Annotated in this window: 21 protein-coding genes; 10 read left to right on the top strand and 11 right to left on the bottom strand. The window is 58.6% G+C overall.

Annotated features, from left to right (window positions below):
- Nucleotides 1–3: 3 nt before the first annotated feature.
- On the bottom strand, nt 4–957 hold the full coding sequence (locus tag ICY20_RS04680) for a putative 2-dehydropantoate 2-reductase (protein ID WP_194937023.1): 954 nt from the start codon (nt 955–957) through the stop codon (nt 4–6).
- On the bottom strand, nt 954–1,340 hold the full coding sequence (locus ICY20_RS04675; protein WP_159958133.1) for a YbbN family protein: 387 nt from the start codon (nt 1,338–1,340) through the stop codon (nt 954–956). The genes ICY20_RS04680 and ICY20_RS04675 overlap by 4 nt, the downstream gene beginning before the upstream one ends.
- Between ICY20_RS04675 and ICY20_RS04670 the strand changes: the two genes are divergently transcribed.
- Together ICY20_RS04670 and ICY20_RS04665 are read left to right on the top strand one after the other, a co-directional pair.
- Nucleotides 1,339–1,773 (top strand): PilZ domain-containing protein, encoded by a 435-nt coding sequence (locus ICY20_RS04670; RefSeq protein ID WP_159958131.1) that lies wholly within the window; start codon nt 1,339–1,341, stop codon nt 1,771–1,773. The two genes, ICY20_RS04675 and ICY20_RS04670, sit on opposite strands and share 2 nt — an antisense overlap.
- A gap of 131 nt (nt 1,774–1,904) precedes the next feature.
- Entirely contained in the window at nt 1,905–2,981 is a 1,077-nt protein-coding gene (locus tag ICY20_RS04665; RefSeq protein ID WP_032888996.1) for a 3-deoxy-7-phosphoheptulonate synthase, read from the top strand.
- A 65-nt stretch (nt 2,982–3,046) separates the two neighbouring features.
- On the opposite strand, the gene ICY20_RS04660 is transcribed toward ICY20_RS04665, so the two are convergent.
- Complete coding sequence (locus ICY20_RS04660) at nt 3,047–3,328, bottom strand: GNAT family N-acetyltransferase (protein WP_159958127.1); 282 nt, start codon at nt 3,326–3,328, stop codon at nt 3,047–3,049.
- 612 nt (nt 3,329–3,940) lie between these two features.
- Between ICY20_RS04660 and oprI the strand changes: the two genes are divergently transcribed.
- The gene (oprI, locus tag ICY20_RS04655; RefSeq protein WP_003172710.1) at nt 3,941–4,192 is read left to right on the top strand and encodes an outer membrane lipoprotei OprI; all 252 of its coding nucleotides are present in this window, start codon (nt 3,941–3,943) and stop codon (nt 4,190–4,192) included.
- Between the two features lie 170 nt (nt 4,193–4,362).
- On the opposite strand, the gene ICY20_RS04650 is transcribed toward oprI, so the two are convergent.
- From ICY20_RS04650 to ICY20_RS04640, 3 genes are all read right to left on the bottom strand, one after another.
- On the bottom strand, nt 4,363–5,328 hold the full coding sequence (locus ICY20_RS04650; protein WP_159958125.1) for a L,D-transpeptidase family protein: 966 nt from the start codon (nt 5,326–5,328) through the stop codon (nt 4,363–4,365).
- Between the two features lie 73 nt (nt 5,329–5,401).
- Complete coding sequence (locus ICY20_RS04645; RefSeq protein WP_010211879.1) at nt 5,402–5,695, bottom strand: hypothetical protein; 294 nt, start codon at nt 5,693–5,695, stop codon at nt 5,402–5,404.
- 58 nt (nt 5,696–5,753) lie between these two features.
- Nucleotides 5,754–6,359, bottom strand: a complete 606-nt coding sequence (locus ICY20_RS04640; RefSeq protein ID WP_194937022.1) for an arylesterase — start codon at nt 6,357–6,359, stop codon at nt 5,754–5,756.
- Nucleotides 6,360–6,369: 10 nt separating this feature from the next.
- Between ICY20_RS04640 and ICY20_RS04635 the strand changes: the two genes are divergently transcribed.
- Together ICY20_RS04635 and ICY20_RS04630 are read left to right on the top strand one after the other, a co-directional pair.
- A complete protein-coding gene (locus ICY20_RS04635) occupies nt 6,370–7,053 on the top strand; it encodes an ABC transporter ATP-binding protein (protein WP_135287813.1) in 684 nt (227 codons plus the stop codon).
- Nucleotides 7,053–9,563: an ABC transporter permease gene (locus ICY20_RS04630; protein ID WP_159958121.1), complete on the top strand. Its 2,511-nt coding sequence runs from the start codon at nt 7,053–7,055 to the stop codon at nt 9,561–9,563. The genes ICY20_RS04635 and ICY20_RS04630 overlap by 1 nt, the downstream gene beginning before the upstream one ends.
- A 45-nt stretch (nt 9,564–9,608) precedes the next feature.
- Here ICY20_RS04630 and greB read toward each other — a convergent pair whose 3' ends face one another.
- Both greB and ICY20_RS04620 read right to left on the bottom strand, forming a co-directional pair.
- Nucleotides 9,609–10,082, bottom strand: a complete 474-nt coding sequence (gene greB / locus ICY20_RS04625) for a transcription elongation factor GreB (RefSeq protein ID WP_194937021.1) — start codon at nt 10,080–10,082, stop codon at nt 9,609–9,611.
- 125 nt (nt 10,083–10,207) lie between these two features.
- Nucleotides 10,208–11,371, bottom strand: coding sequence for a hypothetical protein (locus ICY20_RS04620; RefSeq protein ID WP_194937020.1), 1,164 nt, complete (start codon nt 11,369–11,371; stop codon nt 10,208–10,210).
- Between the two features lie 271 nt (nt 11,372–11,642).
- Between ICY20_RS04620 and ICY20_RS04615 the strand changes: the two genes are divergently transcribed.
- From ICY20_RS04615 to ICY20_RS04605, 3 genes are read left to right on the top strand one after another with little or no spacing between them, the layout of a single operon-like run.
- Nucleotides 11,643–12,566, top strand: a complete 924-nt coding sequence (locus ICY20_RS04615; protein ID WP_194937019.1) for an ABC transporter ATP-binding protein — start codon at nt 11,643–11,645, stop codon at nt 12,564–12,566.
- Nucleotides 12,563–13,288, top strand: coding sequence for an ABC-2 transporter permease (locus ICY20_RS04610; protein WP_159958115.1), 726 nt, complete (start codon nt 12,563–12,565; stop codon nt 13,286–13,288). The genes ICY20_RS04615 and ICY20_RS04610 overlap by 4 nt, the downstream gene beginning before the upstream one ends.
- A gap of 14 nt (nt 13,289–13,302) precedes the next feature.
- Entirely contained in the window at nt 13,303–14,982 is a 1,680-nt protein-coding gene (locus tag ICY20_RS04605) for a Gldg family protein (protein WP_194937018.1), read from the top strand.
- Between the two features lie 4 nt (nt 14,983–14,986).
- On the opposite strand, the gene ICY20_RS04600 is transcribed toward ICY20_RS04605, so the two are convergent.
- The 3 genes from ICY20_RS04600 to ICY20_RS04590 form a co-directional block, all read right to left on the bottom strand.
- A complete protein-coding gene (locus ICY20_RS04600; protein ID WP_159958111.1) occupies nt 14,987–15,295 on the bottom strand; it encodes a class I SAM-dependent methyltransferase in 309 nt (102 codons plus the stop codon).
- Nucleotides 15,296–15,543: 248 nt separating this feature from the next.
- Nucleotides 15,544–15,978: a DoxX family protein gene (locus tag ICY20_RS04595; RefSeq protein ID WP_159958109.1), complete on the bottom strand. Its 435-nt coding sequence runs from the start codon at nt 15,976–15,978 to the stop codon at nt 15,544–15,546.
- 103 nt (nt 15,979–16,081) lie between these two features.
- A complete protein-coding gene (locus ICY20_RS04590) occupies nt 16,082–17,503 on the bottom strand; it encodes an MltF family protein (protein WP_159958107.1) in 1,422 nt (473 codons plus the stop codon).
- A 236-nt stretch (nt 17,504–17,739) separates the two neighbouring features.
- Here ICY20_RS04590 and ICY20_RS04585 point away from each other — a divergent pair, with 236 nt between their 5' ends.
- Both ICY20_RS04585 and ICY20_RS04580 read left to right on the top strand, forming a co-directional pair.
- On the top strand, nt 17,740–18,546 hold the full coding sequence (locus ICY20_RS04585; RefSeq protein ID WP_194937017.1) for a TatD family hydrolase: 807 nt from the start codon (nt 17,740–17,742) through the stop codon (nt 18,544–18,546).
- A gap of 96 nt (nt 18,547–18,642) precedes the next feature.
- The gene (locus ICY20_RS04580) at nt 18,643–20,124 is read left to right on the top strand and encodes a methyl-accepting chemotaxis protein (RefSeq protein ID WP_159958103.1); all 1,482 of its coding nucleotides are present in this window, start codon (nt 18,643–18,645) and stop codon (nt 20,122–20,124) included.
- Nucleotides 20,125–20,319 lie beyond the last annotated feature (195 nt).

Genomic DNA, 20,319 nt, shown 5'->3' with positions numbered 1-20,319 from the left:
GACTCAGCGGTTATGCCGATCAATAAAACTCAAGGCCTGGTACAGCGCCTGCATGCTCGGTAATTCACAGCCCGCTGCCTTGGCGGCAGCTAAAGGCCGTGCGTAGATCGCTGCCAGTTCCAGCGGGCGTTTATGAATGTGGTCGTGGTACATGCTGGGCAGGTAGTCGTCCATGGTTTCAGTCATGGCGAACATCTGCTGGGCGTAGCTGGCGGGAATCTCGTGACCACAGGCATGGGCGCCCTGCACCACTTCGGCCATCAGCGCCTGGATCAATTCACGGCTGGACTCGTCCGCCATCATCGCCGTAGTACCGGTGCCCAAGAGTACAGAGAGGCCGTTGTAGGGCACGTTCCACACCAGCTTGTGCCAGCGGGCCAGGTGCACGTTGGCCATGGCCTGAGATTCGATGCCTGCCTTATGAAACAGCGCGGCGCCGGCTTCGACAATCACCTTCTGAAGCGCTTCATCATTAGCCGCCGTGCCGCTGTGGTATCCCAGGTTAACCCGGCCCAAAGCCTGATGTTCGACCACGCCGGGCGCAGAGCGATGCACGCCGATGTAGCAGAGCCCGCCCAGCAGGTGCAGCGACGCTGGCAGGTGCTCGCGCAAGCTGTCCTCAACATCCAGACCGTTTTGCAGCAACACGATCTTGGCGTCCGGCGCCGCGAGTTGGGCGATGGTGGGCGCAAGCTCTACGTTACCGGTGGACTTGGTACCCACAAGCAACCAATCACACGCCGGCATATCAGCGGCGCGGGCATAGGCTTGCACCGGGTGCAGGTGCAAAGGGCCATGCACCGCGCTGTTGACATGCAAGCCGCGCTCGCTGACCGCCGCGTACTCACTGCGCAACAAAAAGTGCACGTCGAAACCGGCGCGCGCCAGCATCACGCCGTAAAAACCCCCGATGGCGCCGGTGCCGATAATGCCAATGCGTGGCGACTGTACTGTCATGGCAGATCCTCTGGAGTGCGGGTGAGCGCTAGATTAATCGCGCCGGTCACGTCGGCTAGCGTAAGACGTGTCTGTATTTGCCCGAGGAACTGACCCTCGCACACCACAAACAACGCGGGCAAATGAAAGATCTGGTAGCGTTCGACAGCGCCGCCGTTGTGCCCGGCATCCACCCAGCACACGCGGTCCACCGGCAACGGCCAAGCCGGCACCTGTTGGCGTGCCCAACGGCAGCTGGAGCAGCCCACGCTTGTGAAGACCACCAGCGAAATACCTGGCAATCCCAGCAATTGCTGGTCAATATCCAGGTCGGTCAATTCCAGTTCCTTCACTATACTGCTGCCACCGCCGTCAACAGAACGGTGCTCGGAGTCCGTGTACATGGGTCGTTTTTTACCTCACCCTGATGATGTCGCTGTCGAGTTAATCCAACGCCCCTCTCCCGCCATCCCGCGTCAACGCCTGCTCACTCACGGCCTGGGCGGCATCGCTTGCCACTGGCCGCGCGCCTGGCGCCAGGGTACGGCGGTTGATCTGCAGATCCCATCCCTTGGGCCAACCGCCCGTTATCCAGGCTACGTAGCGTGGTGCCGCAAGGCTGAAAACGGCTACCGCATCGGCATCTCGTTTACCGATGAACATGCACTGTTCGGTGCACGTATGGGTGAGCAAGCATGCAGGATAGAGCGCTACTGCCGCCAGCACGAAGACGCCCAACCGACACCTGCGCAATTCGAAGCCCTGGCGCGCGAGTGGGTGTCGCGCCATGCCGTCGAGTTCTCCCATGAAGCCTTTGTGGCGCCAGCACTGGATTAAAGCGGGCTTTGCCCATTGTCGCGGGCCCGTGTTACGCGCTAAGGTTCCTCCCCCCTGCATTCAAATCATGCTGTGCTCCGCCGCACGGGGATGGCTGGCGGCCGGCACCCGTGACCCTGACGAGTAACACGATGGCTGATTTACCGATCAATGACCTAAACGTCGAATCCAACGAGACGCTGATCACACCTGATCAGCTCAAGCGCGAAATCCCCCTGAGCGACGCTGCCCTGCAGACCGTCACCAAGGGCCGCGAAGTTATCCGCGAGATTCTCGACGGCACCGACCACCGCCTCTTCGTCGTTATCGGGCCTTGCTCGATCCACGATCTCAAGGCTGCCCACGAATACGCCGAGCGCCTCAAGGTGCTGGCCGCGGAAGTGTCGGACACCTTGTACCTGGTGATGCGCGTCTATTTCGAGAAGCCGCGCACTACCGTTGGCTGGAAAGGCTTGATCAACGATCCGTACCTGGATGACTCGTTCAAGATCCAGGACGGCTTGCACATCGGTCGTCAGTTGCTGCTGGACCTGGCCGAAATGGGCCTGCCCACCGCCACCGAAGCGCTGGACCCGATCTCCCCGCAATATTTGCAGGACCTGATCAGCTGGTCTGCCATTGGCGCGCGCACCACTGAATCCCAAACTCACCGTGAGATGGCGTCCGGCTTGTCTTCGGCCGTGGGCTTCAAGAACGGCACCGACGGCGGCCTGACCGTGGCGATCAACGCGCTGCAATCGGTCTCCAGCCCGCACCGTTTCCTGGGCATCAACCAGGAAGGTGGCGTCTCTATCGTCACCACCAAGGGCAACGCCTACGGTCACGTGGTGCTGCGTGGCGGCAACGGCAAGCCCAACTATGATTCGGTCAGCGTTGCCCTGTGCGAGCAGGCGCTGAACAAGGCCAAGATCAAGCCGAACATCATGGTCGACTGCAGCCACGCCAACTCCAACAAAGACCCGGCCCTGCAACCGCTGGTGATGGAAAACGTCGCCAACCAGATCCTGGAAGGCAACCAGTCGATTATCGGCTTGATGGTCGAGAGCCATCTGAACTGGGGTTGCCAGGCGATTCCAAAAGACCTGGCCGACTTGCAGTACGGCGTGTCGATCACCGATGCCTGCATCGACTGGGCGGCCACCGAAAACACCCTGCGCAGCATGCACGCCAAGCTCAAGGACGTATTGCCTACCCGCAAACGCACCTGACACCGTATTGCGCACACAAAAACGCCGGGCTAAGCCCGGCGTTTTTCATGCTGCGGTTTTATGCCTTACAGCTTCGCGGCATGGCGCTGATGGCGCTCCATGTAGCGTTCGACATAGGAGCAGGACGGGATCACCGTGTAGCCAGCCTCATCGGCAAACTTCAGGGCTTCTTCGGTCAACGCCGCCGCAATACCACGACCGCGCAGTGCATTGGGCACGAAGGTCCGATAGATATCCAGGGTCTGTTTACCGAGGTCCATATAGGTCAGATAGGCACGATGACCGTCCACATTGGTCTCGAACTGATGACCAGCCTGGTCATGGTGGATGGACAACGCCTCGCTCATCACTACTCCTCGCGGGTCTTGGTTTCTGACCCCTACCTTACCGATGTTTTTCCGGCGAAGGAACATCTACGCCACCCCGTGCCGGTTTCGACAACGAGAAAACCTTGAGCGCTCACACCTGCACGTGGGGGAATAGTAGGCACCAATCCTGAAATTGCTCAAGGCGCGCTCGTCATCCCCTGCCACAGGTGGATATAGAAAGGGCCTCGATCAACCGGGGATCGAAAGCCTGAACATTGCCGGCAGTTGAACCTTGAGACGAACAGGCGCTCTTAAAGTCACCTCTAGATGCGTAAAAGATGCTGGGGCCGGCAAAGCCACACCAAACGTAAGTGTCAGCATGGATATATAAATATTGATCTGCGCACTGCGTCCAGCACATGCGGGCCGGCCCTTTCAGCCCGGATCGAATGTTCACCTGAATGAAAAAAATTGAACGGTTTTTATACAAACCTTCAAAAGATTAGCCAAAATAGATTCGGTGCGAGAATTTTTTTTGCTTCTTGCGCTACGTCAGTTTACTTACTACAAGTAATGGGTAGTATGTACGCCGGCTATTAGCTCACTCTGAGAAACTAGCCATTTAATAGAAAGTCCTTGAAGGGGAACACGATGAACAACGTTCTGAAATTCTCTGCACTGGCTCTGGCCGCAGTTCTGGCTACCGGTTGCAGCAGCGTCTCCAAAGAAACCGAAGCACGTCTGACTGCAACTGAAGACGCAGCAGCTCGCTCCCAGGCTCGTGCAGACGAAGCCTACCGTAAAGCTGATGAAGCTCTGGCTGCTGCTCAAAAAGCACAACAGACTGCTGACGAAGCTAACGAGCGCGCTCTGCGTATGCTTGAAAAAGCTAGCCGCAAGTAATAATCCCTCGGGGTTGTTATCAAGCCGATCCATTTATGGGTCGGCTTTTTTATTGCCCGAATTTCCTGTGGCGAGGGAGCTTGCTCCCGTTGACTGCGCAGCAGTCCCCGCTTTTGGGGGCGCTTCGCACCCCAGCGCAAGCAAGCTTGCTCGCCACAGTAGTCTTGACCCTATTGCAGGTCGATCGGCGCGCTGGAGGCAATCGGTGCCCCGCCCGGCACGCCGATTTCAGTCGGCAAGCCATCTTCGGCCGCAACCACATCACGCACTTGATCCCAGTTCACGCGCAGCTGATTGGCCAGGTCTTCACGCTTGAGCAAGGCGTTAATCACCGCCGTGTGCTTGTCGACCACCGACGGTGTGCCATCGTCATTCAACGGTGTGTGCGCTTCGAGGTAGACCTTGCCGCCGCTGCGACCGAACTTGTAGGCGTCGCTGATGATTCGCACCGATGTGCCCACTGGCACCATGCCGGCCATTTCCAGCACGTTGTTGTTGAACATGCGGAAGCAGCCATGGCTGGTACGAGTGCCGATGCCGAACTTCATGTTGGAGCCATGGATCAGGTAACCCGGCGTGCCCAGGGTGAACTTGAACGGACCCAAGGGGTTGTTCGGGCCGGCCGGGACCACGTTGGGCAGCGGGTCGCCATTGGCAGCATGCTCGGCCTTGATCGAGGCAGGCGGGGTCCAGGTCGGGTTGGGTGTCTTGGCGATGATGCTGGTGTGGGCGATGGGCGAGCCCCAGCCTTCACGGCCGATTCCCAACGGAAAGGTGTAGACCACGTTCTGGCCCTTGGGATAGTAGTAGAGCCGGTATTCCGCAAGGTTGATCACAATACCTTCGCGCGGGCCTGGCGGCAGGATGAAGCGCGTCGGCAGTACGATCTCGGTGCCCGCCCCCGGCAACCAGGCATCCACACCCGGGTTGGCCGCGACCATCTCCGAATAGCCCAAGTCATAGGTGGTGCCCAGGTCGGCAAAGGTGTCTTCGTACTTGGCCTTGATCACCTGGACCTGGCCGACGATGTCTTCACCCGGTGGTGGCAAGGGCAACTGCAAGGCTGACGCGGCGCCAGCCGCACAGAGTGCAGTGAGAGACAGGCAGCAGGTGACGACGGAGAGGCGCGACAACATCCGGAAAATCCTTCGCATAACGACGGGTAGGTAAAAATCGATTGTATACGTGAAGCGCGCTTCTAGCTGCCCCTTACAACTCGAAACGCAGCTCCGGCCAGATCGGCGGCGTGCCACGCTTCTGGGACTCGAGAATAGCCCGGCACAGGGGGCACAGGCGCTGGTCCTGGAAAATCGAACGGTCAACCCGCGACCACCGCGGTTGGGCGGGCAGTAAAGTGCCGCACAACGTGCGATCGATGGAGCCGCCCAGTTCCAATTGACGCGCGACCAGATGCACCCGCACTTCCTGGCAGGCGAACAAATCCAACTGCTCGTCCGGCTCGATCAGTTGGTAGTTAAACAGGGACCAGGCAGGACGCGACATCAGGGGCTCCAAATCGGGGGGGCGCCACCTTAGCCGAAAGCCTGCCGGTAGAAAAGCGTCATAACAGCGGTTTTAGCGTCGGCCAGACATTTTCCAGCAACTTGCCCTGGGCGCCGACTGCAGGATGAAGTTGATCAGCCTGCATCAGCTCCGGATGACCGCCCACGCCCTCCAGGAAAAACGGTACCAGCGGGACGTTTTTTTCCTTGGCCAGCACGCCATAGATTTCGGCGAACGCAGTGGTGTAGCGCGGGCCATAATTGGGCGGCAACTGCATACCCAACAGCAACACCTTGGCACCGCCTGCCTTGGACTGGTCAATCATCGACGCAAGATTTTGTTTCAATTGCGCTGGCGGTTGCCCGCGCAGCCCGTCATTGCCGCCCAACTCGATAACCACCACGTCCGGCTTATGCTCTGCAAGCGCCGCCGGCAGCCGCGCCAGGCCTCCGGCACTGGTGTCGCCACTGATAGAGGCATTGACCACTTTATCGTCGAAACCTTCGTTCTTGAGCCGTTGCTCCAGCAATGCTACCCACCCTTTGCGGGTATCCAGGCCGAAACCGGCACTGATACTATCGCCAACGATCAGGACTGTACCCGCCGCTGCGTTCTGGGCCATGCACATCAAGGCCAGGCCAGCACTCAAAAACCACATTCGCATCGGATTCTCCATGGGCGCAAGCATTCTCACCGCGCGGAACCTTAGCAAAGTGGTTCCCAGCGCGGAAGGTGAACTGACTATCCTGCACGAACTGAGCCTGGAACTGAACAAGGGCGATAGCCTGGCTATCGTCGGCAGCTCCGGTTCAGGCAAATCCACCCTCCTCGGCCTGCTGGCCGGCCTTGACCTGCCCAGCAGCGGCGAAGTCACGCTCGCCGGGCAAGCGCTGAGCAGCCTCGACGAAGACCAGCGCGCACGCATCCGTGCCGAACACGTGGGCTTCGTATTCCAGTCGTTCCAACTGCTCGACAGCCTCAACGCACTGGAAAACGTCATGCTGCCGCTGGAGCTGGACGGCCGCAAAGATGCCCGCGAACGCGCTCGCCACCTGCTTGAGCGTGTAGGCCTGGGCCAACGCCTCACCCATTCGCCGCGCCAACTCTCCGGTGGTGAACAGCAACGGGTGGCGATTGCCCGCGCTTTTGCGGCCGAACCCGATGTGCTGTTTGCTGACGAACCCACCGGCAACCTCGACAGCCATACCGGCGAGCGCATTAGCGACCTGTTGTTCGAACTCAATAAAGAAAGCGGCACGACCCTGGTGCTGGTCACCCATGACGAGCGCCTGGCCCATCGCTGCCGACGCCTCATCCGTCTTGAAGCCGGCCTGATGGTCGCCCCCCTGGAGCCTTGATGGCACGTTTGCCGCTGTTGCGCCTGTTCAGCCTTGCCATGCGCCAATTGCTGCGTGATGCCCGCGCCGGCGAATTGCGTGTGTTGTTCTTCGCCCTGGTGGTGGCCGTGGCGGCCAGCACGGCCATCGGTTACTTCGGTGCGCGCCTCAACGGCGCCATGCTATTGCGCGCCACCGAGTTCCTGGGTGCCGACCTGGTACTCGAAGGCAGCTCGCCAGCGCGGCCCGAACAAATCAAGTCCGGCACCGAGCTGGGCCTGGATCACGCTCGCGTGGTGGAGTTCTCCAGCGTCATCGCCACCGATAATGGCATCCAGCTTTCCAGTATCAAGGCGGTCAACGAGCAATACCCGCTTCGGGGCGAGTTGAAAAGCGCCACCGTGCCCTTTGGTGACGAAACGCCAGGCGGCGGGCCGAAACCGGGTGAAGCCTGGGTGGAGGCACGGCTGCTGACCGCGCTAGACCTCAAGGTCGGCGACAGCATTGATGTGGGCATGAAGACCCTTCGCCTGGCCCGCATCCTTACCTATGAACCCGACCGTGCTGGCAACTTCTACAGCCTCACGCCCAGGGTGATGATCAACCTTGCGGACCTGGAAGCCACCGGCGTAGTGCAACCCGGTAGCCGCGTCAGTTACCGCGAACTGTGGCGAGGCCCCCAGGGCAGCACGGTTCTGCAGACCTATCGTGACCTGATCAAGCCAGGGCTTGCCGCCAACCAGCGCTTGCAAGACTCACGTGACGGCAACCAACAGATCGGTGGCGCCCTGGGCAAGGCCGAGCGCTACCTGAATATGGCCAGCCTGGTCGCGGTGTTGCTGGCCGGTGTGGCCGTGGCGCTGTCGGCCAACCGCTTCGCCACCCGACGCTTCGATGCCAGTGCGTTGTTGCGCTGCCTGGGGCTGTCGCGGCGAGAAGCCATGTTGCTGTTCAGCCTGCAGCTGAGCGTACTGGGCCTGCTGGCCAGCCTGGCCGGCGCCTTGCTCGGCTGGCTGGCGCAGTTTGGCCTGTTCTTCTTTTTGCATGACCTGCTGCCGGCGGACGTTCCGCCCGGTGGGCTGTTGCCAGCGATCGCCGGGGTCGGCACAGGGCTGGTCGCTCTCGCCGGCTTCGCACTGCCTCCCTTGGCAGCCTTGGGTCGCGTGCCGCCACTGCGGGTTTTACGCCGCGACCTGCTGCCCATTCCATCCAGTACCTGGATGGTCTACGGCGCAGCACTGTTCGCCCTGGGCTTGATCATGTGGCGTCTGAGCCTTGATCTGGTGCTGACGTTTGCCCTGCTCGGGGGTGGCGTAGTTGCTGCACTGATCCTGGGCGGCTTGCTCCTGCTATTGCTGCAAAGCCTGCGTCGCCTGCTGGCGCGAGCCTCTTTGCCTTGGCGTCTGGGGCTGGGCCAATTGCTGCGTCACCCCTTGGCGGCCGCTGGGCAATCCCTGGCGTTTGGCCTGATCCTATTGTCCATGGGTTTGATCGCCCTGCTGCGTGGTGAGTTGCTCGACACCTGGCAAAACCAGCTACCCAAGGATGCGCCCAACTATTTCGCCCTGAACATCCTGCCAGCCGACAAGGACGCCTTTGGCGCTCGCCTGCTGGAAGTGCAAGCGCAATCCGCGCCACTCTACCCAGTGGTGCCTGGCCGCCTGATCAGCATCAATGGCGAGCCGGTGCAAGAGATCGTCAGCAAGGACTCCAGCGGCGACCGCGCCGTGCAGCGCGACCTGAGCCTGACCTGGGCCGCCGACCTGCCACCGGGCAATGTCCTGACCGCAGGTTCGTGGTGGTCGCAGCAACCCACCAATGAAATTCCCGGCGTGTCGGTCGAAGCCAAGGTCGCAGAAAGCCTCAAGCTCAAGCTTAACGATCACTTGGTGTTCACCATCGGTGGGGAAAATCGCGAAGCGCGGGTCACCAGCCTGAGAACCATCAACTGGGATAACTTCCAGCCCAACTTCTTCATGATTTTCCAACCGGGCACTTTGACGAACCTGCCGGCGACCTACCTGACCAGCTTCTATCTGGCACCTGGTCATGACCAGCAGATCGTCGACCTGTCCAGAGCATTTCCGGCGGTGACCATCCTTCAGGTCGAGGCGCTGCTTGAGCAGTTGCGCAGCATCCTCGCCCAAGTGACGTTGGCGGTGGAATACGTGCTGCTCTTTGTACTGGCGGCGGGGATGGCGGTGCTGTTTTCAGGGCTGCAAGCCACCTTGGATGAGCGTATTCGCCAAGGCGCGCTACTGCGCGCACTGGGAGCCGAACGCAAGTTGCTGGTCAAGGCCAGGCGTATCGAGTTCGGATTGCTGGGTGCCGTCAGCGGGCTATTGGCGGCACTGGGCACAGAGTTGGTGACCTTCGTACTGTACCGCTATGCGTTTGACCTGGCCTGGCACCCCCATCCGTGGCTGCTGCTGTTGCCGGTGATCGGCGCGGTGCTGATCGGTGGCGCGGGGGTATTCGGTACGCGTCGTGCATTGAATGCCAGCCCGCTGACCGTATTGCGCGAAGGCTGAAACAACGCGGGCCCGCACTCATCATTGGGTGCAGGCCCGCATTGCTTACTTCACGTATTCGATGCCGGTAATCCACCAGCACACTTCACCGCCCGGGGTGTGGACGACAGCCTCATCGTCCACTTCCTTGCGCAGCAGTGCACGGGCCATCGGTGAGTCGATGGAAATGTAGTCCATCCGATCATAAATCTCGTCATAACCCACGATTCGAAAACGCTTGGTCTCGCCCTGCTCGTTTTCGATATCGACCCAGGCGCCGAAAAACACTTTGCCCTCTTGTTCGGGCATGTACTCCACTACGCGCATGTCTTCCAGGCGCTTGCGCAGGTAACGCACGCGCCGGTCTATCTCGCGCAGCAGCTTCTTGTTGTACTGATAGTCCGCGTTCTCGCTGCGATCGCCCAGGGAGGCGGCCCATGTCACCTTGCGCGTGGTGTCCGGGCGCTTCTCCCGCCACAGGTAGTCGAGCTCCTTTTTCAGCGCCTCATGACCCTCTTTGGTAATCAGCTTGGTACTCAAACGCTTGCATCCCCTGGAAATGTCCATTGATTCCAATATGCCACAACCTCAAGGCTTGGCGCCGACGAACAGAGCAGGATGATAAATGAACGCGAGAAAGTAGCCAGGCCATCAGACAGATTGCCTCACATCGCCCCTCCACCGAAACCACCGCCGACGTGGGCCGAGTCGTCGAGTTTGACCACACCGTCCAACGTCTGATCAAACTCAAACAGCATTGCTTGCAGGCTCTGCCGCCCGTCCCGCAATTGCGTCAACATGGCTGCCAACCTTTCTCTTTTCTGACGCACCACCAACTCTTGACTGTATGCATGGGCAACCCGCTTTTCAACGGCAGCGGCTAGCCCCTCCATTCGCTCCTGCTCGTGCTGCTGAGCAACGAAAGCGTCCGCCAACTGTGCTTCACGACTCTCCAGCGCCTGGGTGCGCAATTGCAGGGTGGCCTCCTTTTCCAGCGTTCGATTGACCAGTTCCTGGCGAAGCTGATCAAGCTCGACCTGCTTGTGCTGCAACTGACCATACCAATTCTCAAGCGCTTCCTCCCGCTTGAGCACGGCTGTTTTTTGCATAGTCAGTTCCTGAGCAACGCGCGCGAGGCTGGTCAAGGCGCTGTCTACTTCAAACAATGACGTAAGCTCGGTCGGTGCGCTCTGCACCGGTGACTCACAGAGGGGGGGAGCAAGAAGCGCCGGCGCCTCCGGTACCGCAGGCGCGACGAACTGGCGCTGCGGCTCGACCAGTTGCTCCAGCAATGGCGGCTGAGCCTCCTCCTCAGGCTTTATCTCCCTGGGTGGCGAGACCATTTGGGAAGAAAACCGAATGGACGGAACAATCAATGTAGCGCTTTCGATCGCTGCAGACGCAGGTACAGAGGCCCCCAAGGTAATCACCTTCATCACCAAGGCTTTCTTGATGATGACCGAATGATGATCTCCTGGCCGGGCGGCCGGCAATTTGCAGTCTTTCAGGTCGACAAAATGATAAGGAATCTGAGTATCGGTGTCGCTGGCGGGTTTCGCACTGGCGGCCGCCAGCGTCAGTATCTGCTTGAACACCTGCATGGCAATGTGCAGGTCCTCCTGGGCGTCAACACCGCTCAAAAAGTAGCGCTCGAGTTTTTTACGCAATGCCGCCACATATACCCGGGCCCTTCCGGGCTCAGTCTCTTCATCAAGACTGTACACGAGAAAGTTTGAGGCTATTTGGGGAACAGCAAAACCACAGAGTAACGCACCATTGAGTGGAGCATCCTCATCTGAGCGTTCTATAACAAGGGTACGTAGAAGCATCACGACAATCAGGCCTCACGATAATTAAGCATCAATTAAACCACCACAAAACCACCACAAAACCACAGCTAGACACCCAACCATTCAACGCCCCCATCATATAACGTTTACTTGCAGACGCCTCAAACTCAGCTGTAGGACTTGTCCTGTTAAATCGTCAGCACATATTCAAACCTTCTGGTTGAATGTAACATCCCACCCCAAGCTCCTGCCCCTTCAAGGTGCTTACCTCTTCAGACATATTGCCAAACTAACTCATCAGAGCAGCATAATGATCGAGATAAGTAACCTGACAAAAAAACTGAACAAAAAAAACGTAATAAATGATTTCTCGTTGTCCGCACAACGACAGGAATGCCTTGGATTATTTGGATCAGAAGGGCCCACTAAAACGACACTGTTAAAAATATTGGCTGGCTCGACAAGCCCCTCTTCTGGCCAGGTGAGTATCCTCGGTTTCGATACCCGCACGCACGCACGCCAAGCCAGCCAAGCCGTAGGCTATCAACCTGCGGAATTCAGCCATCCGTCAATGTCCGTCAGTAGCTTGCTCGATTTTATTGCCACGCTTCGCGGATTCAGCGGTGCTGAAAAACGCAAGCGCGTCGACAGGGTAGTCATGCAACTTGAACTCTCATCGTTAATCGGGCACCCGATCAGTACGCTCGCGACGGGTCTGAAACGCAAAGTCGCGATTGCCCAAGCTATCCTGCATGACCCTGCCGTTCTTCTATTGGATGAACCCTGCGAAGGCCTGGCGTCTCACCAACAGGGCAAGATCAGGGCACTTATCCAATCATTGACCGAAGAAATGACGGTGATCATTGCCTCGCGCGATTGCGAGTCTCTGGCCGATACCTGCACTCGCGGCCTGGTCATTGGAGACGGCTGCCTGCTGGCCGATTCCCCTATGCCCGAACTGCTGCGCAGTTCACGACACTTCCAAGCCGTGACACTGGCTTCAGAATCCGCACTGGACCTGCTGGCACTTGCGGTGCTGCCCGGCGTTGCAGGCATTGAAGAAGACCGTCTGCGCCCCGGCACGGTGACGGTACTGGCCATGCCGGGCCACAGCATTCTTCCAGCGGTCAATGCACTGATTGCCAACCGGCACTGGCAGGTTCACTCACTGAAAATGGAGCCCGGTCGCCTGAGCGATGTTGTTCATCATTTAAGCCATGAGGCGCCCCTTTGAACGCATTGCATGCTGTATTCCGCCGTCAACTTTCCAGCTATTTATCGGCGCCGACCACCTACCTAAGCATTACTGCGTTTGTTCTGATGTCCGCAACACTGGGGTTATACACCAGTCAATGGCTGGTACATGGTGGCAGTCACTTGCAGGCTTTCTTCCATTTTCACCCGTGGTTGTACCTCTTATTGATTCCCGCACTTTCAACGCAACTCCTGTCCTGTGAACACGAGGCCGGCTTCATCGATTTCTTGACAACTCTACCCCTCACACAGACAGAGCTCATCACAGGCAAGTATTTGGCCGCCTGGGCAACAGCGGGTTTGGCCCTACTGCTGACATTTCCAATTGTAATAGCTATCAATGTGCTCGGAACTGCAGACAACCTGGTCATTGCCACACAGTTCCTGGCCAGTTGGTTATTGGCCGGCACTTATCTTTCGGTCGGCTTTTTCATTTGCGCGCTGACACATCAACGCTTGGTTATTTTCATATTGACACTGTGTTTGCTGTTGATGGCTGGCGGTTTATCTTCTGTCTTGGACGCACTTGAGCATCAAACGCCTATCTGGGTCATCGATAGCCTGGCGTCACTCAGTCCATTTCTGCGCTTTGGCATGATCGACCATGGCTCTCTGCTGGCTCGAGATGTCTTGTACTTCATCAGCATGATTGTTGCTTTTCTCGCGGCGACGATTGTGCTCCTCAACTACAAAAAGCGCTGAGAAGGCCATTCTCGATGCGATCCACTTTGCGCACTGGCATAACGCTTACCGTCATTTTGCTACTTTTCCTGGCTTTTAATCTGGTCTGGGCCCCCAAACTTCCGGATCTGCGCTGGGACTTATCCCAGCAAAAGACCAACACCTTATCGCCCGCCGTATTGCAATTGCTTTTCAGGCTGGACGCTCCGCTGGACTTCTATTATTTCGATTCAAGCACACCGGGCGCGCGAAAACATTACGCAAAAAAGGTTGAAGAAAAGCTCAAGGCATTCGAGAAAGCAGCGAAGGGCATGATCAATCTACACATCATAAATCCCGCTCCTTTTTCAGAAGATGCCTACAAGGCAAGGCTGTATGGCCTTGAAGACAACGAGGGCTTTCGGGGCCTTATAGGCACCCGCGATGGCCAGACAGCACAACGCATCGAGTCATTCAGCGCCGATAGAGAACCTCTTCTTGAATATGAAATCAGCCACCTGATCACCCAAATCCTAAATCCCGAGCCACCTGCCATTGCGCTCTTATCTGGGTTATCACCGGAGGAATCAATCGAGTCCTTGGTGCAGGAGCTACACCGGCACTTCGACGTTTTGGAACTGGAGCCGAATGCCGATCACATCCCCCCCCGCACAAAGGTTCTGATGCTCGTACACCCTCGCAGGTTGTCAGAACAAACACTGTATGCGGTTGATCAGTTCGTACTGGGAGGCGGCAAGGTGCTGATGTTTATCGACCCGCTGAGCGAACGACAATCGGAGGAGACACATCCACCCGCCCCACTGGACGAACTGCTCGCCAGTTGGGGCGTGATGATGCAGAACGACAAGATACTGATCGATAACACTTACGCTCTACCAGACCAGCAACCGTCCACATTGACGCTGCCACGAAAGGCAATGACAACGAACGATGTCAGCACCTGGAAACTCGACTCAGTGACCTTATCCAGCAGCGGCACCCTGACACCCACTGATAAAAGCCAGACTCGCTTCACCCCACTGCTCAACAGCTCACGGCAATCTGCGCTCGTAGGGGCAGACGCACTGGACGCAGAAGTAACCACTACGGGGCAACGCCACGCCATCGCCGCCCGAATTGAGGGGCCGGCCTACTCGGCGTTCCCCGATGGCGTCGGTGAACTGTCCCCAGGCCTGCAAAAATCAGCACAGATTCATGTGGTAGTTGTCGCTGACACCGACTTGCTCGGCGAGCACTTGGAAAGCCAAATACAAAACACCAACAGCCTGTTTGTGCTCAATACATTGGATAACCTGGCAGCCCCGGATGAGCTGGCAAACATTCGCCCTCTCGCGGCCACGGACCGTTCATTACACGTACTGGAAAATCTGCGCGAAGCAGCCGAGCACGACTATCAGACCCAAGCCGCCGACTTGGTGCGACGGCTGGCGCAAGCCGAGAAGGAATGGCAACGCTTGAACCCGTCAACAACTGCATTGGGTACAGAGGCCATCGACACGAATACCCAGTTACAGGCACTCAACAAGGAACGATTGCGCCTGCCGATGGAACTGCGAGAACTGAAGATACAGGCCTATGCGCCCGTGCATAGCCTGGAGCGAAACGTGAGGTTCTGGCTTATCGTACCCGTGCCAGCGCTGCTGGGCCTGACAGCCCTGGGTGTTTACCTGTGGCGCTATCGCCGCCGCCCCGTTCCGCCCTCTGAGCTCTACTGACGCTTCAACGGCGCGCAATCAACCCTTGCCGGGCAATACGCGTCAACTGGCGGATAACTTCACCCGCGTTGCTGGCACTGGGAGCCTGGATAACAGCAAGGTCGAAACTATTATTGGCAAATCGGGCCAGAGAGTCGCCGTCCTCAACAAACTGGATCAGGAACGCCGAAGGCCGCCCGGTACGACGAGGCCAGCCATCCAGGTAACGCAACAGCGTCGGCTGGTGCTTGCCGCCCAAGAGGATTTTAGGATTGCGTTGAGTGAGGTCCGCGGTGATCGGAGCCAGGCGAATCAGGGGGCGTAATGCATTCATCGTGTCGAGTCTCTGCCTCAAAAGTCTGCGGGCAGGTGAGAGGCAACACCGAACCAGCGCTTTAGCGGAATTTCGAAGCGATGTAATCGCTTCTGTCGGGACCGTGATAGGTCACCCATGGCGCCCCGCAATTAGCTGTTTAAATCGGCGCATGAGCGGCATCCTAGAGAAGCCAACAGTGCGGTGTCAAGAATCCCGAGCAGCAAAAGGCCCGCACATGGCGGGCCTCTTGAAGGTTCTACGGGTAATCAGTTAGCGATGGCGCGATCAGCCGACAGCTTGCCGGCACCTTCGAGCAGCACCGCCAGCGAGCCGGCCAGCAAGGCCAGTGCGAACTCATAACCGTTATTGGCCATGAACAGACCGTTGTGGATATGCACCGAGAAAATCGCTACCACCGACAGGATGGCCAGGCCCAGTGCCGCAGGGCGAACCAGCAAGCCGATGATCAGTGCCAGGCCGGCGAAGAACTCGGTGCCACCCGACAGCAGCGCCATCAAGGTACCTGGCGCAAGGCCGATGCTTTCCATCCACTGGGCAGTGCCGGCCAGGCCGTAGCCACCAAACCAGCCAAATAGTTTTTGCGAACCGTGGGCGGCGAAGATGATGCCAACCACAATACGCAGGATGGTCAGGCCGTAACCGGCGCGGGTGGACAGGATGCTTTTGATCAGTGGGCTCATGGTGATAATCCTTTTCAAAGTAGGGGTTGGTTGGCCGCTATATTAATCAGATTAAAGAATGATAAAAGCCGAAAAAATGCCTAATTAACATCGATAAAATCGATTATTGGCGTAAGGCAATTTTCGGCGCTGGCGGCTCCAGGGACTCCCGCTCCCGATCAAACGCCAAGTAGTACTTGTTGACACTATTAACATAGCTGACGCCGCCCATCCCCACCTGCTCCATGGCAATGCGCTCCACCTGGAAGAACCACTGGTTGGGGTTGAGCCCCCGGCGTTTGGCCTCGGTGCGCATGCCCTGCACGCGCTCCGGCCCCATGTTGTAAGCGGCCAGCACAAAGGCCATGCGTTCACGCTCGTTGAGCTTGGGGCTGGCAAAGAACTTGCGACGGATCATCGCCAGGTAACGCGCACCCGCCTGCACATTGCTATCGAGACTTTCGATGTTGTTGACACCCACCCGCTGCGCCGCCGACGGCGTTATCTGCATGAGCCCCGTGGGGCCACCGCTGTTGCGGGCGCTGGGGTCCAGCGCGGACTCCTTGAAGGCCAGTGCGGCCAGGTTCAGCCAGTCCATACCCTGCTCGCGCGCGTGCTTTTGCAGCACAGGCCGTAGTTTTTCCAGACGTTGGCGATCGACGCGGGCGAGCGGGTTACGCACTTGATAGAGGCGTCGGTAGATACGCTGGAATGCCACATCCTGGTCGGATGGGGTTCGATAAGTCTTGAGAAATCGATCAATGCTCGCCCGCAGCATCGAGGCGTCCTGGCGCACAAACCAATACTCGTCGCCCGGTTCGTTGATCACCACCTGCTTGTCGAAACGCAACTTGGGCAGGATCTTCGACCAGCGCTCGGCAATTGGCTTCTCGACAATGGTCAGGTGAAAGATACCGGCTTGGACCATCTCCAGCACGTCTTCGACGGCCAGGGTCGGGTCAACCCACTCCACTTTCACCGGCGGCTGCTTGTGCAGCGCCAGCTTCTGGTTGACCTGGCTGATGGCGTCCGCCGCCGCGCTGCCAGTGGTCAGCGCCAGGGTGCGGCCAGAGAGTTGCTCCAACTTGGTAAAGCGACGCTCGCCTTTCACGCCCACCAGCCACAACGGTATATCGCTGGCAATCGGGTCACTCGCGCTGATTTTGTGCGCAGCCTTCACGTCCAGTAATTCACCGGGGGCCACCAGATCGCCTTCGCCACGGGCCAGGGCGCCGAGCAGTTGATCCTTGGCCTTGGGAATGATTTTGAGGCTGATCGCCTGGCCATCGCGGGCATGGCCATTGAGGTATTGCTCAAAGGCGCGCAGGCGATGGTACTCGACACCGATAGCCTGGCCTTGCACCTCGCCGGAACTGTTACGGCTCTGGTTGACCAAAACCCGCAGGGTACGGCTGGAGCGGATTTCCGCCAAGTCGCGGACCTTGCCGGGCTTGGTCACTTCCAGCGGCCCGTCCAGACGCGCGACCGCCGCGATGGGCAGCAGTAACGTCAGGCACAACACAAGCAACGCCGAGGGTCGGATCATCCGCTCTCCGGAAAAGAATACTGGCCAACGTCCTCGCGAAAAACGAGACGATGGGGGTCAGAAACAGAGCGCTTAATGCGCAGGCTTTGCGCGCAACCGTGGCACAGGGCAAGGCGTTCAGCCAACCACAATGAACTTGCGACGTTCAAAGACAGCGATAACTCGTTGTAGTTCTTCGATTTTCTTATAAATCTACAGCTCTGATATGCTTTCCGGCCGCAGGCGGAGGTAGCACCATGCAACTCATTGATATCGGCGTCAACCTGACCAACCCCAGTTTCGCCGAGAAACACCAAGCCGTTCTCGACCGAGCCTATGCTGCCGGCGTGCAACAATTGGTGCTCACCGGCACCAGCGTCGAGGGCAGCGAACAGGCCCTGGAACTTTGCGTAAACTTCGATGAAAGCGGCCAGCGCCTGTCCAGCACGGCCGGCATCCACCCCCACTCTGCCAGCGACTGGAACGGCGACAGCGCCCAGCGCTTGCGCAGCCTGCTCAGCGAAAGCCGCGTGCGTGCAGTGGGCGAATGCGGGCTGGATTTCAATCGGGATTTCTCACCGCGCCCGCAACAGGAAAAAGTCCTCGAAGAACACCTGGCCCTGGCCGTCGAGCTGAAACTGCCGGTGTTCCTGCACGAGCGAGATGCCAACGGGCGCCTACTGGAGATCCTCAAGGACTACCGCGACCACCTCACTGCCGCCGTGGTGCATTGCTTCACCGGCGAGCAACAGGCGCTGTTCAGCTACCTCGACCTCGACTTGCACATTGGCATCACCGGCTGGATCTGCGACGAGCGCCGTGGGATGCACCTGCATCCGCTTGTCAGGGAGATCCCCCGAGGCCGTCTGATGCTGGAGAGTGATGCGCCCTACCTGTTGCCGCGCACCCTGCGTCCCAAGCCAAAAAATGGCCGTAACGAACCGGCGTATCTGCCCGAAGTCCTGCGTGAAGTCGCTTTGCATCGCAACGAAAGCATGGAAGACCTGGCGCAGCACACTACCGCCAGCGCACGTTCGTTTTTCGGGTTGCCTGCCGTGGATTGATGCGGCGCATTGACCCATGTCAAAACCGGCTTCCTCAGTAGCGGCACAATAATGGCACCTTGCCAATGCTGTTTCCGCTATCAGAGAAAACCTTCCATGGGTGCCTGGCTTAGCAATATCTCGCTTAAATACAAATTTTGGGCCGTCAACGCGGTCGCCTTTATCACCACCTTGTTGCTGGTGCTGTACGCCGTGCAGCTCGAACAACAGGCGCGCAGCGATGCGTCCCAAGCCTCAGCGCAAGCCCAGGGCCGCCTGCTCAGCGCCTGGCCGGCCGACAAGGCATTGCCCCAAGACGCGCATTGGCTCACCTTCGCTCGCAGCCAAACCCCACAACTGAACGATCAGGATCTGTCAGCCCTGAGCAATGCCAACGGTTGGGTCGAACTCAATCACATGCCGTTGTTTGGCGAGAACCCATTGATGGGCGCTGAAGTGATCGCCCGCGCCGACGGCCAACAGGTTGCGGTGCTGGCTTTTGCACCCAGCCTGAGCCAGGTATTCGGTGAACGTTTTGCCAATTACGCCGTGGCCGTGGCCATCCTGATGTTGGCGATGCTAGGCGCTTCACAGTTACTGATCCGCTTCCTGCTCAGCCAGCTCAACACCCTTAAGGACGTGATGTTGCACGTGGAGAAAACCGGCGACCTCTCGGCCCGCGTGCCCCTGGCGTGTAAAGATGAAGTCGGCCAGATGGCCAGTGCCTTCAACGCCATGCAGGCCGGCTACCAGCGCGTGGTCAGCACCGTGGCACGCACCGCCCAGCAGCTGGACGATGGCGCCGCACGCCTGGCCAACAGCATGAACGACGTGCAGCACGGCATGCTCGGCCAACAAAGCGAAACTGACCAGGCCGCCACCGCCATCAACGAAATGACTGCCACCGTCTACCACATCGCCCAACATGCCGGCGCCACGCGCGACCTGTCCCAGACCGCCGACACCCTTGCCGGCAGTGGTCAGGAAGTAGTCATCCGTGTGCAACGCTCCATTGCAGGGCTGTCGACCGGCGTGCAACAGACTGCCGAAATGATCCAGAAACTCGCCGAAGACAGCCAGAAAATCAACGGTGTGGTGAGTGTGATCCACAGCATCGCCGAACAGACCAACCTGCTCGCCCTCAACGCCGCCATCGAAGCCGCCCGCGCCGGCGAAATGGGCCGTGGGTTTGCCGTGGTCGCTGACGAAGTGCGCAACCTCGCCAAGCGCGTGCAAAGCTCCACTGACGAAATCACCCGCATGGTTTCGGCATTGCAAGCCGGCACCCGCGACGCCGTGGACTTCATGCAGGAAAGCTCGTTCAAAGCCGACGACTGTGTGCAACAAGCCCAGGAAGCCGGCATCGCCCTCGCGCAAATCACTGGCGCCGTGGCACAGATGCGCGAAAGCAACACCCAGATCGCCGTCGCCGCTGAACAGCAAAGTCATGTTGCCGAAGAGATGAACCGGGCGGTAGTGAGCATTCGCGATGTGACCGAAAATACCGTGCAACAAACGGTGGATTCGGCGACCACCAGCAACCAACTAGCAACCTTGGCTGGGGAGTTAAGCAAAGCGATTGGGCAGCTGAAGCTGTAGGACTCTTCACCACGTAATCCTCCCCCTACATCCAAAGCGCGGTTTATCCCCGGTTTAGGTGAAACTTCCTAATATTCCTGGCGAATAACGCCGACTTCTTTTCCCTACCAACCTCTCCAAAGTCTCTCGCCTGACCAACCAGCGCGAGGGACCGCCGATGCACCTCTCTTCCGACGCCCAGTTCTCCTGGGCCAT

The organism is Pseudomonas pisciculturae, from assembly GCF_015461805.1.
Classification (GTDB): Bacteria; Pseudomonadota; Gammaproteobacteria; order Pseudomonadales; family Pseudomonadaceae; genus Aquipseudomonas; species Aquipseudomonas pisciculturae.
Note: the sequence above shows the minus strand (reverse complement) of the source record. Positions and strands in the feature narration are given on the sequence as shown.